A 13,768-nucleotide genomic window follows, 5' to 3' on the forward strand; every position below is an offset into this window, starting at 1 on the left:
GCAGCACGCCATGAGGGACCAAGCGATCGAGGCCGTCGTGGGCCCCGTCCTGGAGGGCTTCGGCCTCGAGCTGGACGCGTTGGAGGTCGTGCCGGCGGGCAAGCGGCGTGTCGTCCGCCTGGTCGTGGACGGCGACGGGCCCAAGGGCCGCGGCCCGCTGCTCGACGACATCGCCTCCGCGAGCAGGGCGGTGTCCGACGCCCTCGACTCCTCGACCGCCATGGGCCAGGCCGCGTACACCCTCGAGGTGTCCTCGCGCGGCGTCGGCCGGCCGCTGACCGAGGAGAAGCACTGGCGCCGCAACCGCGGCCGGCTGGTCAAGGTCTCCCTCGCCGACGGCACGGAGGTGACCGGGCGGATCGTCGCGGCCGCCCCGGACGCCGTCCGGCTCGAGGTCGCGGGTGCCGAGCGCGAGGTCGCGTACGCCGAGGTGTCGAAGGCCCTCGTCCAGGTCGAGCTGAACCGCCGCCTGGACGACGACGAGGACGACGAGACGGAGGTCGACCTCGAGGACGACGACGCCGAGGACGACGACGCCGAGGACGACGCCGAGGACGAGGACGTCACGGACGGCGAGCAGGACGGCGAGCAGGACAGCGAGCAGGACGAGGACGAGGAGGAGCGGCGCTGATGGACATCGACATCTCCGTGCTGAAGGTGATGGAGCGCGAGAAGGACATCCCGTTCGACACGCTCGTCAGCGCGATCGAGGAGGCCCTGATCGCGGCCTACGAGAAGACCGACGACGCCGTGCCCGGCGCGCGCGTCGACGTGAACCGCCGCAACGGCCACGTCGCCGTGATGGTGCCCGAGCGTGACGAGGACGGTCGGACCGTCGGGGAGTACGACGGGACGCCCGAGGGCTTCGGCCGAGTGGCCGCCGCCACCGCCCGCCAGGTGATCTTCCAGCGCCTCCGCGACGCCGAGGACGAGCAGAAGTACGGGCACTTCTCGGCCAGCGAGGGCGACATCCTCACCGGCGTCGTCCAGCAGGGCCGCGACTCGCGGACCGTGCTGGTCGACCTCGGCAAGGTCGAGGCGATCATGCCGCTGGCCGAGCAGGTGCCCGGCGAGCGGTACACCCACGGCACCCGGCTGCGGGTCTACGTCGTCGCCGTGCGCCGCGAGCTGCGCGGGCTGCAGGTCGTCGTGAGCCGGACGCACCCGGCCCTGGTCGAGCGGCTCTTCGCCCTCGAGGTCCCCGAGATCGCCGACGGCACCGTCGAGATCAAGGCCACGGCGCGCGAGGCCGGGCACCGCACCAAGATCGCCGTGACGAGCCACAACGGCGACGTGAGCGCCAAGGGCGCCTGCATCGGCCCGATGGGCTCCCGCGTCCGCGCGGTCATGCACGAGCTCGGCGACGAGAAGATCGACATCATCGACTGGGCGGAGGACCCGGTCGCCTTCGTCGGCCAGGCGCTCTCGCCGGCCAAGGTCACCTCGGTCACGGTCGTCGACGAGGCCCTCCGCTCCGCCCGCGTCGTGGTGCCCGACTACCAGCTGTCGCTGGCCATCGGCCGCGAGGGCCAGAACGCGCGGCTCGCCGCGCGCCTCACCGGCTGGCGCATCGACATCCGTCCGGACACCGAGCCGCAGCCGGCGGGTGACTGAACCCGCACCGGTCGGCGGCCCGGGCGGCCCGGTCCGGACGTGCGTCGGCTGCCGCCGGCGCGACGCCCAGGACCGGCTGCTGCGGGTGGTCGCCGAGGGGACGGGCGTCCGGGTCGACCCCCGGCGCCGCGCGCCGGGGCGGGGGGCGTACGTCCACCCCGACCCCGCGTGCGTCGCGCTGGCCGTCCGCAAGCGGGCGTTCGGCCGGACGCTGCGGGCCCCGGTCGACGCCGCGGGCGCCGGCGAGAGCCTCCTCGCGCACCTCGGGACAAATCCGTCCGGTACCGCGTTGGGCCCAGGGGCCGGCAGCGGCTAGAGTTGAGCGGCGTGAACGGGTTCGTCCCGTTGCGCGCCCGGGTCTCGATCGAGGCCCGCTGACACCAGGAAGTGAGCGTTCGCTCATGAACTCGCGATGAAGATTGCTCGATGAGCATTTTCGGCTGACTGGTCCGCGCCAACTCGGGTTGCGGGCCGACTACGTAGGAGATTCGTGCCCAAGACCCGTGTCTACGAGCTCGCCAAGGAGCTCGGAGTCGACAGCAAGGCCGTCCTGACGATGGCCAAGGACATGGGGGAGTTCGTCAAGTCCCCCTCGTCCACCCTGGAAGCGCCGGTGATCCGCCGCCTCCGCGAGAAGCTCGCCCCCTCGGACGCCCCGGCCCAGACCTCGTCGGCCCCGGGCGCGCGTCCGGCCGCCCGGCCGACCCCGGCCGCCACGCCCCTCGCCCCCGGTGCCCCGCGCCCGGGTGTCCCGGGTGCCCGGCCGACCTCGGCCCCGTCCACGCGGAACGCCCCGGCGCCGTCCGCACCCTCCACCCGTACGCCCGGCCCGTCGGCCCCGTCGACGCGCACCCCGGCGGCGCCGAGCACGCCGGCGACGCCGGCCCGCGACGTCGCAGCCGCACCGGCGGCGGAGACCACCGCGCCGGCCCCGGTCGCGCAGACCCCGCCGAGCCCCGCCGCGAGCACGGCTCCCTCGACCCGCAACGCGCCGACCCCGTCGTCGCCGACCCCGGCGCAACGGGGGGTCACCCCCGGCTCGGCGCGCCCCGGTGCGCCCCGCCCGTCGTCCCCGGCCCCGGGCGGCCGCCAGGACGAGCGTCCCTCGACCTCGGCGCCCCGTCCGGGCGGCACGTCGACCGGCGCCGCGCCCGGCCGTCCCGGTGCTCCGGGCGCCCGCCCGGGTGCTCCCGGCGCCCGTCCCGGTGCCCCGGGTGCTCCCGGCGGTGCCGCCCCGCGTGACCGCCGGACCACCGGCACGCCGCGTCCGGGCAACAACCCGTTCGCGCCGTCGCAGGGCATGGGCACGGCTCGTCCGACCCGTCCCGGCGCCCCGGCTGCCCCGGGTGCCGACGCCGCCCGTCCGGGCGGTCCCCGCCCGCCGGCCGGCCGTACCGGTGCTCCCGGCGCCCCGGGCGCCCGTCCGGGCGTCCCCGGCATGCCCCGCCCCAACCCGGCGATGATGCCGCGCCAGGCCTCCGGCCAGCTCGGTGCTCCCGCCGGCCCCGGTGCGCGTGGTCGTGGCGCACCCGCCGGTCGCGGTCGCCCCGGCGGCGGCGCTCCCGGTCGTCCCGGCGGTGGCCCCGGCGGTCCTCCCGCGGGTCGCGGTGGTCGTGGTGGCCGCGGTGGCACGCAGGGTGCCTTCGGCCGCGCGGGCGGTCCCGTCCGTCGTGGTCGCAAGTCGAAGCGTCAGCGTCGTCAAGAGTTCGACCAGATGCAGGCGCCGGAGATCGGTGGCGTCCGCGTCCGTCAGGGCGACGGCTCGACGATCCGGCTCGCCCGCGGCGCCTCGCTGACGGACCTGTCGGAGAAGATCAACGTCGACGTGTCGAACCTGGTCCAGGTGCTGTTCAACCTGGGCGAGATGGTGACGGCGACGCAGACCGTCGCCGAGGACACGCTCCAGGTCCTGGCCGGCGAGCTCAACTACAAGATCGAGATCGTCTCCCCCGAGGACGAGGACCGCGAGCTCCTCGAGAGCTTCGACATCGAGTTCGGCGAGAACGAGGGTGGCGAGGAGGACCTCGCGGCCCGCCCGCCGGTCGTCACCGTCATGGGTCACGTCGACCACGGAAAGACCAAGCTCCTCGACGCGATCCGCAAGACCAACGTGGTCGCCGGCGAGGCCGGTGGCATCACGCAGGCCATCGGCGCGTACCAGGTCTCCACCGAGGTCGACGAGACGGAGCGCAAGCTCACCTTCATCGACACCCCGGGTCACGAGGCGTTCACCGCCATGCGTGCCCGCGGTGCGAAGTCGACCGACATCGCGGTGCTGGTCGTGGCAGCGGACGACGGCGTGATGCCGCAGACGATCGAGGCGCTCAACCACGCGCTCGCCGCCGACGTCCCGATCGTCGTCGCGGTCAACAAGATCGACCGCGAGGGCGCCGACCCGACGAAGGTGCGCGGCCAGCTGGCCGAGTACGGGCTCGTGCCCGAGGAGTACGGCGGCGACACGCTGTTCGTCGACGTCTCCGCGGTGACCGGCCAGGGCCTGGACGACCTCCTCGAGGCCGTCGTCCTGACCGCCGACGCGGCGCTCGACCTGCGCGCCAACCCGGACATGGACGGGCAGGGTGTGGCCATCGAGGCGCACCTCGACAAGGGCCGCGGCCCCGTCGCGACCGTCCTCGTCCAGCGCGGCACGCTGCACGTCGGCGACTCGATTGTGGCCGGCACCGGCTACGGCCGCGTCCGGGCGCTGCTCGACGACCACGGCCAGAACGTGGACGAGGCGCCGCCGTCGTTCCCGGTCCAGGTCCTCGGCCTCACGGCCGTGCCCGGCGCCGGCGACAGCTTCATCGTCGTCGACGACGACCGCATGGCCCGCCAGATCGCCGAGCGGCGTGCGTCGCGGCTCCGGATGGCGGCCCAGGCGGCCGGCACCAAGCGCAAGACGCTGGACCAGCTGTTCGACCAGCTCGAGAAGGGCGAGGAGCAGGAGCTGCGCCTCATCCTCAAGGGCGACGGTGCCGGTTCGGTCGAGGCGCTCGAGGACGCGCTGTCCAAGATCGATGTCGGCGACGAGGTCAGCCTGCGGGTCATCGACCGCGGTGTCGGTGCGATCACCGAGACCAACGTCAGCCTCGCGGCGGCCTCCGACGCGGTCATCGTCGGCTTCAACGTCCGCCCGCAGGGCAAGGCGACGGAGATGGCGGACCGCGAGGGCGTCGACATCCGCTACTACTCGGTCATCTACGCCGCGATCGACGAGATCGAGGCCGCGCTCAAGGGTCTGCTCAAGCCGATCTACGAGGAGGCCACCCTCGGGCACGCGGAGATCCGCGAGATCTTCCGCAGCTCGCGGGCCGGCATCATCGCGGGCTGCATGGTGCAGGACGGGTCCATCCGCCGCAACGCCAAGGCGCGGCTGCTGCGCGAGGGTGTCGTCATCACCGACACGACGATCTCCTCGCTCCGCCGGGAGAAGGACGACGTCACCGAGGTCCGGGAGGGGTTCGAGTGCGGCATCACGCTGAACAACTACTCGGACATCCGCCAGGGCGACGTCATCGAGACGTACGAGATGCGCGAGAAGGCGCGCTCGTAGGTCTGTGGTCCCGGGCGGAGGTCGGGCCTCCCGGCCTCCGCCCAGCAGAAGAGGGTCCCGTCTCGCAAGCTCGACGGGACCCTCTTCCGCAACGCCCGCCACACCCGAGGCCGGGAGGCCCGACCTCCACCCTGGTCGCTGTGGTGGGTCCGCGGGCAGGTTTCTGCCGTGGCTTCGGTGCACCGGGCTCGGCTCCTCCACGAACCGCTGACGTACGACGCCGGATCTTCGCGACCCGGCGTCGGACGTCAGCGGTTCGTGCGTTCCCCGGTCAGTACGTGGCGGCGACCAGCTCGGCGAAGAGCTCCTCGGCGTCGACGCCGAGGCCGCGCCGGACGAACCACGACGTGACGTTCACGCAGTCGCGGTGCAGGAGGTCGAAGCCCTGCGGGTTGGCGACCAGGTCGACCAGCTGGGGCACGTCGATGACCACGAGGCGCTCGCCGGCCAGCAGGAGGTTGTACGGCGACAGGTCGCCGTGGACCAGGCCGGCGCCGGCCATCAGCCGCATCGCGTGCCCGAGCTGGTCCCAGACGTCGCGCAGGAGGTCGGGGTCCGGACGCGTCGCGGCCAGGCGCGGGGCGACGTCGCCGTCCACCTGGACGTACTCCATGAGGATCTCCAGCCCGTCGACCTGCACGGGGTAGGGGACCGGGACGCCGAGGTGCCACAGCCGGACCAGGGCGTCCCACTCCGCCTGGGCCCACTGACCGGCCGCGACCGCGCGGCCGTGCCGGGTGCCGCGGGCCGTGGCGCGCACGTCGCGGGTGTTGCGCGTACGCCGCCCCTCGACGTAGGTCGAGCGGCGGTGGAAGAGGCGGTGCTCGGCGTCGCGGTAGGTCTTGGCGACCAGGAGGCTGTGCCGCCCGAGGTCGCCGGGCGACGACCCGGGCACGGCGCGCTCCAGGAGGCGGCAGTCGGCCTCCTTGCCGCTCTTGAGCGCACCGAGGTCGGTGTCCCAGGCGGCGCGGGTCGTCACGACCCAGTCGGGTCGCGGTTCAGGGCCGCGGGAGAGGCCGGTGACCTCGAGCCAGGTCGACCAGCGCTGGCCGGGTCCGGGGTCGTCGAGGGCGGTGTAGGCGAGGTCGGGGAGGAGGCGGAAGGGGTCGAACGGGTCAGGCAGGTCCGGAGAGGACACAGGAGGGCTCCACGAGGTGCGAAGGGGTGGGGGCGCAGGCCAGGGCCAGCACGGTCATGACGGCCTCCCTCCTCGTGGTGCGGGCGCGCAGGGCGCGCCCGTCGCCGGCATCCTCGGCCGCGCCGTGCGCCCGGCGCAACGGGTTTTCCGGCTGAGGCAGAATCGGGGGTTCTGCCGCAGGACCACGCACCACCCCCGCGCACCACCCCGTTCGTTGAAGGAGGACGCATGCCGTCGCCGAGAGTGCTCAAGCTGGCCGACCAGATCAAGGGGATCGTCGCCACGATGCTCGAGCGTCGCGTGAAGGACCCGCGCCTCGGCTTCGTCACCGTCACCGACGTCCGCCTGACCGGCGACAGCCGCGAGGCGAGCGTCTACTACACGGTGCTGGGCAGCGACGGCGACTACGCGGCGACGGCCGCGGCGCTCCAGTCCGCGACCGGGCTCATCCGTTCGCAGATCGGCAAGCAGCTCGGGCTGCGCTTCGCCCCGACGATCGCCTTCTTCCCCGACGTCGTGCCGGAGAGCGCCCGCCAGCTCGACGAGGCGTTGGCTGCGGCGCGCGAGGGTGACGCGCGCGTGGCCGAGGCGGCCGTCGGGGCGACGTACGCGGGCGAGGCCGACCCCTACAAGCACGACGACGAGGACGACGAGCTGGACGACGAGCTGGACGACGAGCTGGACGACGAGCTGGACGACGAGCTGGACGACGAGGAGCCGGACGAGGCGGCCGACCCGGCGGACCGTCCGGCCCGCTGAGGTGGACGACGCCCCCTCGGGCGTGCTCGTCGTCGACAAGGCGGCGGGCCTGACGTCGCACGGCGTCGTCGGCCGCGTCCGGCGCCTGCTCGGCACCCGCAAGGTCGGCCACGCGGGCACGCTCGACCCCATGGCCACGGGCGTGCTCGTGGTCGGGGTGGGCCGGGCGACCCGGCTGCTCGGGCACCTGACGCTCACCGACAAGGCGTACGAGGCGACGGTCCGGCTGGGTGTCGGGACGCTCACCGACGACGCCGAGGGCGACGTCGTCTCGACCCCCGGTCTCACCGGGCTGGACGACGCGACGCTGGAGGCGGCCCTCGCACCGCTGCGCGGCCCGATCCTGCAGGTCCCCACGGCGGTGTCGGCGATCAAGGTCGACGGCGTCCGCTCCTACGCCCGCGTGCGCGCCGGCGCCGAGGTGGACCTGCCCGCGCGGCCGGTCACGGTGCACCGCCTCGAGGTCCTCGCCCGCCGTGACGCCCTGGTCGACGGCGTCGCGGTCGTCGACCTCGACGTCGTCGTGGAGTGCACCTCGGGGACCTACGTGCGGGCGCTGGCCCGGGACCTCGGCGCCGCGCTCGGCAGCGCCGGGCACCTGACCGCCCTCCGCCGCACCCGGGTCGGTCCCTTCGGCCTCGACGAGGCCGTGGTGCTCCCCGAACCCGGACCCGACGCGGTGCGGCCCGTGGTCGAGCCGATCGCGGAGGCGGCCGCGCGCTGCTTCCCCGTCGTCCGTGTGGACGCCCGCCAGGAGGCCGACGTGCGCGTGGGACGACGGCTCGCCGACGTCGAGCTGGACGCGCTCAGCGCGCTGCTCGCCCCCGACGGCACCTTCCTCGCGCTCTATCGGCCCGGGCCCGACGGCGCCCGTCCCGAGGCGGTGTTCGTCGGCTGACCCGGTCCGGGAGGCCCGGGAGCCCGGACCTCAGGGGTGCCACCCGTCGGGCGCGTCGCGCAGGAAGATCTCGGCGGCGACGGGGCCGATGCCCTTGAACTGCTGGAGCCGCTCCGCCACCTCCTCCTCGCTGCCCGCGCCCTCGGGCAGCCGCGACAGCCGGCCGTCGTAGCGGTCCTGCACGTCGTGGGCGAGCTGCACCAGCTCGGCGGCCTTGGAGTCGTCGAAGCGGGTGTAGCGGGCGGCGTCGAGCAGCCCGACGAGGTGCGCGGTCGACGCGTCGGCGAGCTTGTCGGGGGTGAGGACCCCGTCACCGTCGAGCTCGGCGAAGGCGGCCGCCGCCCGCTCCTGGCTGATCCGGGCGCCGAAGAGCAGGCAGGCGACCAGCCAGCGGAAGAGCACCCCGTCGTCACCGCGGCCGCGGCTCCCCAGGTGCAGCCCCAGGTCCCGGGCGTCCGTGCGGTCCTTCTTGTCCTTCGTCACGGCGTCAGTCTGCGCGCCGGCCCCGGGTACGCTCGCCGGGTGGTCGACGCGCCAGCCGGAGGGACGACTCGACGCCCCGTCGTCGTCATCGGCAACTTCGACGGCGTGCACCGGGGCCACGCCGAGCTGCTGCGCGACGCCCAGGCCGAGGAGCCGGACGCGCCGCTCGTGGTCGTCACCTTCTGGCCGCACCCCATGTCGGTGATCCGCCCCGACCAGGCCCCCGCGCTGCTCTGCCCGCTCGAGCGGCGCATCGAGCTGCTGCGCGCGCACGGCGCCAGCGACGTCGTGGTCGTCGACTTCACCCCCGAGGTCGCGTCCTGGAGCCCCGCCCGCTTCGTCGACGAGGTGCTCCGCCCGCTCCACCCGATCCGCGTCGTCGTGGGGGAGAACTTCCACTTCGGCTTCCGTGCGGCCGGCACCGTGGAGAAGCTGACCGAGCTGGGGCGGGGCTCCTTCGAGGTCACCGCCGTCCCCTTGCTGACCGACGGCAGCCAGCCGAGCTCCTCCACGCTCATCCGCCAGGCCGTGGCCGAGGGCGACCTCGGGCGGGTCCGCGAGCTGAGCGACCACGGCTACCGCTTCAGCGGCGTCGTGGTGCAGGGCGACCAGCGCGGCCGCGAGCTGGGCTACCCGACCGCGAACGTCGCCGTCCCGCCCGGCCTGGCCGTGCCCGCCGACGGGGTCTACGCAGGCTGGGTCACCCGTCTCGACCAGGCCGACGCCCCCCGCTGGCCCGCCGCGATCTCGGTCGGGACCAACCCGACCTTCGACGGCTGCGAGCGGCGCGTGGAGTCGTACGTGCTCGACCGCACCGACCTCGAGCTCTACGGCGTGCCGATCGCCGTCGACTTCTACGCCCGCCTGCGCGGCCAGGTGAAGTACGCCGGCGTCGAGGCCCTCGTCGAGCAGATGCACGACGACGTCGAGCACGCCCGCCAGGCGCTGCGGACCTCCTCGCCCACGCGCTGACGCGGCCCGGGGGACGACCCCGGGATGATGCGCGATCCGCCCTGGTCAGGACGGATTTCGGTTGGACGAGCGGCGCCGGTATGCTCGGGTTTGCCGTTCGATCGGCCGCGGACGCCCAAGAGCTCCCTCGCACACCGGGTGCAGACCCGCCTCCCTCGAGGCGGACCCAGGGAGCGCCGCGCAACGAGATCCCTGGAGGGGAAGCATGGCGCTCGACGCTGCCGAGAAGAAGCAGATCATGGAGAAGTACGCGACCCACCCGGGTGACACGGGTTCTCCCGAGGTGCAGGTGGCGCTCCTCAGCCGCCGCATCGCGATGCTGACGGAGCACCTCAAGGAGCACAAGCACGACCACCACACCCGTCGTGGTCTGATGCTCCTGGTCGGCCAGCGGCGCCGGCTCCTGAACTACGCCGCCAAGACCGACATCAACCGGTACCGCTCGATCATCGAGCGCCTCGGTCTGCGTCGGTGACGTGACGAGCGGTCCTGCGGGGGAGACCCGGCGGGACCGCTCTTCTGGTTGACCCACAACTCCACAACCGGCCCACCAGCCGAACCCACCCAGACCGCATCCCGCACCGCCCAGCCCCCCGAGCTCGGCACCCGAGACGCCCGGTCTCCGGTAGTGGCCTTCGGGAGCACGCGCGAGATCCTCGCCCGACGCCCCCGCGGACCTCGATCGAAGACCGGCTCCCGATGCGAACCCCGGAGGGCGCGGCGCACGAGGCCCCACCGCTGCACGGATCAGATCCCGAGCAGCGGCAGGGCGGCGCCGCACCACACCGGTGCGTGGATGTGGTCCCCATCCGGCACGACCCGTACGACGGGCGTGCCTGCGAGAAAGGACCCCCATGGAGGGACCCGACCTCAAGTTCACCGAGGCCGTCATCGACAACGGCGCCCACGGGCGCCACGTCGTGCGCTTCGAGACGGGCCTGCTGGCCCGTCAGGCCGCCGGCTCGGCGACCGTGTACCTCGACGAGGACACCATGCTGCTCTCGGCCACCACGGCCCAGAGCAAGCCCCGCGACGCCATCGACTTCTTCCCCCTGACGGTGGACGTCGAGGAGCGCATGTACGCCGCGGGCAAGATCCCCGGCTCGTTCTTCCGCCGCGAGGGCCGCCCGAGCGAGGGCGCGATCCTCACCTGCCGCCTGATCGACCGCCCGCTGCGTCCCTGCTTCGTCAAGGGCCTGCGCAACGAGGTCCAGGTCGTCGTGACGGTCATGGCGCTCAACCCGAACAAGTCCTACGACGTCGTCGCGATCAACGCGGCCTCGCTGTCCACCCAGCTCGCCGGCCTGCCGTTCACCGGCCCGGTCGGTGGCGTGCGCGTCGCCCTCATCGGCGACGACTGGGTCGGCTTCCCCGACGTCAGCCAGCTCGCCGAGTCGACCTTCGACATGGTCGTCGCCGGCCGCGTCACCGCCAACGGTGACGTCGCCATCGCGATGGTCGAGGCCGAGTCCACCGAGCAGACCTGGGACCTGGTCCGCGCCGGCAAGACCGCGCCGACCGAGGAGGTCGTGGCCGCCGGCCTCGAGGCCTCCAAGCCGTTCATCAAGGCCCTGTGCGACGCGCAGGCCGAGCTCGCCGCGCAGTTCCCCAAGGACACCGCGGACTTCCCGATCTTCCTCGACTACAACGACGACGTGTACGCCGCCGTCGAGGAGCGGGCCTCCGCCGGCCTCTCCGAGGTCATGTCGATCGCCGACAAGCAGCAGCGCGAGCAGGCGACCGACGACCTGAAGGACGAGGTCCGGGGCCACCTGGTCGCCAACGGCTTCGAGGGCCGCGAGAAGGAGATCAGCGGCGCCTACCGCGCGCTGACCAAGAAGCTCGTCCGCCAGAAGATCCTGACCGACGGCTTCCGCATCGACGGCCGCGGCGTCCGCGACATCCGCACGCTGTCGGCCGAGGTCGCCGTCGTGCCGCGCGTGCACGGCTCGGCGCTGTTCCAGCGCGGCGAGACCCAGATCCTGGGCATCTCCACGCTGAACATGCTGGGCATGGAGCAGAAGCTCGACACGCTCGCGCCGCAGACGACCAAGCGCTACATGCACAACTACAACTTCCCGCCGTACAGCACCGGTGAGACCGGTCGTGTGGGCTCGCCCAAGCGCCGCGAGATCGGCCACGGCGCGCTCGCCGAGCGTGCCCTGGTGCCGGTGCTGCCGACGCGCGAGGAGTTCCCGTACGCCATCCGTCAGGTCTCGGAGGCGCTCGGCTCCAACGGCTCCACCTCGATGGGCTCGGTCTGCGCCTCGACGCTGGCCCTGCTCAACGCCGGTGTGCCGCTGCGCGCGCCGGTCGCCGGCATCGCGATGGGCCTGGTCAGCGACACCGTCGACGGCCAGACCCGCTACGTCGCGCTGACCGACATCCTGGGTGCCGAGGACGCGTTCGGCGACATGGACTTCAAGGTCGCCGGCACCTCGCAGTTCATCACCGCGCTGCAGCTGGACACCAAGCTCGACGGCGTCCCGTCCGACGTCCTGGCCGGCGCGCTGACGCAGGCCAAGGAGGCGCGCACCGCGATCCTGGAGGTCATGGCCGAGGCCATCGACACCCCGGACGAGATGAGCCTCTACGCGCCGCGGATCATCACGATCACGATCCCGGTCGACAAGATCGGCGAGGTCATCGGCCCGAAGGGCAAGGTGATCAACCAGATCCAGGACGACACCGGTGCGCAGATCAGCATCGAGGACGACGGCACGATCTACGTCGGTGCGGACTCCGGCGACAAGGCCGAGGCCGCGCGGGCGATGATCAACGCGATCGCCAACCCGACGATGCCGGAGAAGGGCGAGCGCTACCTGGGCACGGTCGTCAAGCTGACCGCGTTCGGCGCCTTCGTCTCGCTGCTGCCGGGCAAGGACGGCCTGCTGCACATCTCGAAGCTCCGCCCGCTCGCGGGCGGCCAGCGCGTCGAGAGCGTGGAGGACGTCCTGAGCGTCGGCCAGAAGCTCCAGGTCGAGATCAGCGAGGTCGACGACCGCGGCAAGCTCTCGCTCGTCCCGGTGGTCGAGGAGCCGGTCGCCGTCTGAGCACGCACTCCTCCCACGACGCACGGCGTCGTCCAGCGATGGACGGCGCCGTGCTTCGTACGGTGCTGCCCCACGGGCTCACCGTCGTCACGGAGGCCATGACCTCCAGCCGCACCTTCAGCGTCGGCGTGTTCGCCGGTGTCGGGTCGCGGCACGAGAGCGCGGCGCGCCACGGGGCGTCGCACTTCCTCGAGCACGTGCTGTTCAAGGGCACGCGCCGGCGCACCGCCGAGCAGATCTCCGCGGCCGTGGAGTCGCGCGGCGGCGAGCTGAACGCGTACACCACCAAGGAGTACACGTGCTTCTACGCCCGGGTGCTCGCCGACGACGGTGACGTCGCGGTCGACGTCCTGACCGACATGGTCACCGCGTCGCGAGTCCGCAGCGCCGACGTCGACGCCGAGCGCGCGGTCATCCTGGACGAGATCGCCATGCACGCCGACGACCCGTCCGAGGTCGTCGCCGAGCAGGTCGCCGACGCGGTCTTCGCCGGGTCCGGGCTCGGCAAGATGGTCATCGGCTCGCCCGCCTCCATCGAGGCGATGTCGCGCGACCTGGTCGTGCGCCACTGGCGCCAGCACTACCGGCCGGGCTCGCTCGTGGTCGCGGCCGCGGGCGACGTCGACCACGACCGCCTCGTCGAGCAGGTCGCCGCGCTCGACGCCATGCCGGTCGACGGACCCGAGCCCCGCCCGGTCCGGGCCCTGCCCGCGGTCGAGCGCCCCGCGCTCGTCGTCACGCGCCGCCGCGTCGAGCAGGTGCAGGCCGTGCTGGCCTACCCGGGCGCCGGGCTCTTCGACGACCGCCGCCACGCCGCCGGCCTGCTGGCCGCCGTGCTCGGCGGAGGCATGGCGTCGCGGCTGTTCGTCGAGGTCCGCGAGCGGCGCGGCCTCACCTACGGCATCGACGCGGGGGAGACCACCTACTCCGACGCCGGCATGTGGAGCGTCGAGTTCGCCTGCGCGCCCGACCGGCTCGCCACGATCCTCGACGTCGTCGCCGACCAGCTCGACCGGGTCGTCGCCGACGGCGTCACCGCGACCGAGCTCGCCGACGCCAAGAGCCAGATGCGCGGGCAGACCGTGCTGTCCTACGAGAGCCCCTCCAGCCGGATGGGACGGATCGGCACCGCCGCCCTGCTGGGCGACGGGCGGTCGCTGGACGAGGTCCTCGCCCGCTATGACGCGGTCACCCCCGAGGAGCTGCGCCTGGAGGCCGCCCGCCTCTTCGGCCAGCGGCCGACGCTCGGGCTCGTCGGGCCGCGCGTCCCGTCCGCCGTCACGCGCCGCTGGGGCTGA

The 13,768-nt window shown here is 73.5% G+C and carries 11 protein-coding genes and 1 pseudogene; 10 read left to right on the forward strand and 2 right to left on the reverse strand.

Going from position 1 to position 13,768, the window contains the following annotated elements; all coding sequences use genetic code 11:
• Positions 1-10: 10 nt before the first annotated feature.
• From rimP to infB, 4 genes are all read left to right on the forward strand, one after another.
• A complete protein-coding gene (gene rimP / locus BLU42_RS04175) occupies positions 11-631 on the forward strand; it encodes a ribosome maturation factor RimP (RefSeq protein ID WP_091073385.1) in 621 nt (206 codons plus the stop codon).
• Positions 631-1,614 carry a transcription termination factor NusA gene (gene nusA / locus BLU42_RS04180; RefSeq protein ID WP_091073386.1) on the forward strand — a complete coding sequence of 328 codons (984 nt, stop codon included), beginning with the start codon at positions 631-633 and terminating at the stop codon, positions 1,612-1,614. The genes rimP and nusA overlap by 1 nt, the downstream gene beginning before the upstream one ends.
• Entirely contained in the window at positions 1,607-1,930 is a 324-nt protein-coding gene (locus BLU42_RS04185; protein ID WP_091073387.1) for a YlxR family protein, read from the forward strand. Before nusA ends, BLU42_RS04185 begins: the two co-directional genes overlap by 8 nt.
• Before the next feature lie 174 nt (positions 1,931-2,104).
• Entirely contained in the window at positions 2,105-5,167 is a 3,063-nt protein-coding gene (gene infB, locus BLU42_RS04190; protein WP_091073388.1) for a translation initiation factor IF-2, read from the forward strand.
• Positions 5,168-5,438: 271 nt separating this feature from the next.
• Here the strand turns inward: infB and BLU42_RS04195 are convergent, their stop codons facing one another.
• The gene (locus BLU42_RS04195; RefSeq protein WP_197680611.1) at positions 5,439-6,305 is read right to left on the reverse strand and encodes a serine protein kinase RIO; all 867 of its coding nucleotides are present in this window, start codon (positions 6,303-6,305) and stop codon (positions 5,439-5,441) included.
• Between the two features lie 228 nt (positions 6,306-6,533).
• Between BLU42_RS04195 and rbfA the strand changes: the two are divergent.
• Both rbfA and truB read left to right on the forward strand, forming a co-directional pair.
• Positions 6,534-6,956, forward strand: a pseudogene (gene rbfA / locus BLU42_RS04200) (30S ribosome-binding factor RbfA); the annotation flags it as partial.
• Between the two features lie 109 nt (positions 6,957-7,065).
• Positions 7,066-7,962, forward strand: a complete 897-nt coding sequence (truB, locus tag BLU42_RS04205; RefSeq protein ID WP_091073390.1) for a tRNA pseudouridine(55) synthase TruB — start codon at positions 7,066-7,068, stop codon at positions 7,960-7,962.
• 30 nt (positions 7,963-7,992) lie between these two features.
• On the opposite strand, the gene BLU42_RS04210 is transcribed toward truB, so the two are convergent.
• Positions 7,993-8,445 carry an HhH-GDP family DNA glycosylase gene (locus BLU42_RS04210; RefSeq protein ID WP_091073391.1) on the reverse strand — a complete coding sequence of 151 codons (453 nt, stop codon included), beginning with the start codon at positions 8,443-8,445 and terminating at the stop codon, positions 7,993-7,995.
• A 39-nt stretch (positions 8,446-8,484) separates the two neighbouring features.
• On the opposite strand from BLU42_RS04210, the gene BLU42_RS04215 reads away from it, so the two are divergent.
• The 4 genes from BLU42_RS04215 to BLU42_RS04230 all read left to right on the forward strand — a co-directional run bounded on the left by BLU42_RS04215 (position 8,485) and on the right by BLU42_RS04230 (position 13,768).
• Positions 8,485-9,417, forward strand: coding sequence for a bifunctional riboflavin kinase/FAD synthetase (locus BLU42_RS04215; protein WP_091073392.1), 933 nt, complete (start codon positions 8,485-8,487; stop codon positions 9,415-9,417).
• Between the two features lie 205 nt (positions 9,418-9,622).
• A complete protein-coding gene (rpsO, locus tag BLU42_RS04220; RefSeq protein WP_091073393.1) occupies positions 9,623-9,892 on the forward strand; it encodes a 30S ribosomal protein S15 in 270 nt (89 codons plus the stop codon).
• 379 nt (positions 9,893-10,271) lie between these two features.
• Positions 10,272-12,470 carry a polyribonucleotide nucleotidyltransferase gene (locus tag BLU42_RS04225; RefSeq protein ID WP_091073394.1) on the forward strand — a complete coding sequence of 733 codons (2,199 nt, stop codon included), beginning with the start codon at positions 10,272-10,274 and terminating at the stop codon, positions 12,468-12,470.
• Positions 12,471-12,508: 38 nt separating this feature from the next.
• Positions 12,509-13,768: a M16 family metallopeptidase gene (locus tag BLU42_RS04230; protein ID WP_091073395.1), complete on the forward strand. Its 1,260-nt coding sequence runs from the start codon at positions 12,509-12,511 to the stop codon at positions 13,766-13,768.

Origin of the sequence: Microlunatus sagamiharensis (genome assembly GCF_900105785.1) — a bacterium.
Classification (GTDB): domain Bacteria; phylum Actinomycetota; class Actinomycetes; order Propionibacteriales; family Propionibacteriaceae; genus Microlunatus; species Microlunatus sagamiharensis.

What these genes read in the sequence shown, in the direction of transcription:
- BLU42_RS04230 (WP_091073395.1), top strand. Translation starts at nt 12,509, where the DNA reads ATGGACGGCGCCGTGCTTCGTACGGTGCTGCCCCACGGGCTCACCGTC.
- rpsO (WP_091073393.1), top strand. Translation starts at nt 9,623, where the DNA reads ATGGCGCTCGACGCTGCCGAGAAGAAGCAGATCATGGAGAAGTACGCG.
- nusA (WP_091073386.1), top strand. Translation starts at nt 631, where the DNA reads ATGGACATCGACATCTCCGTGCTGAAGGTGATGGAGCGCGAGAAGGAC.
- rimP (WP_091073385.1), top strand. Translation starts at nt 11, where the DNA reads ATGAGGGACCAAGCGATCGAGGCCGTCGTGGGCCCCGTCCTGGAGGGC.
- BLU42_RS04225 (WP_091073394.1), top strand. Translation starts at nt 10,272, where the DNA reads ATGGAGGGACCCGACCTCAAGTTCACCGAGGCCGTCATCGACAACGGC.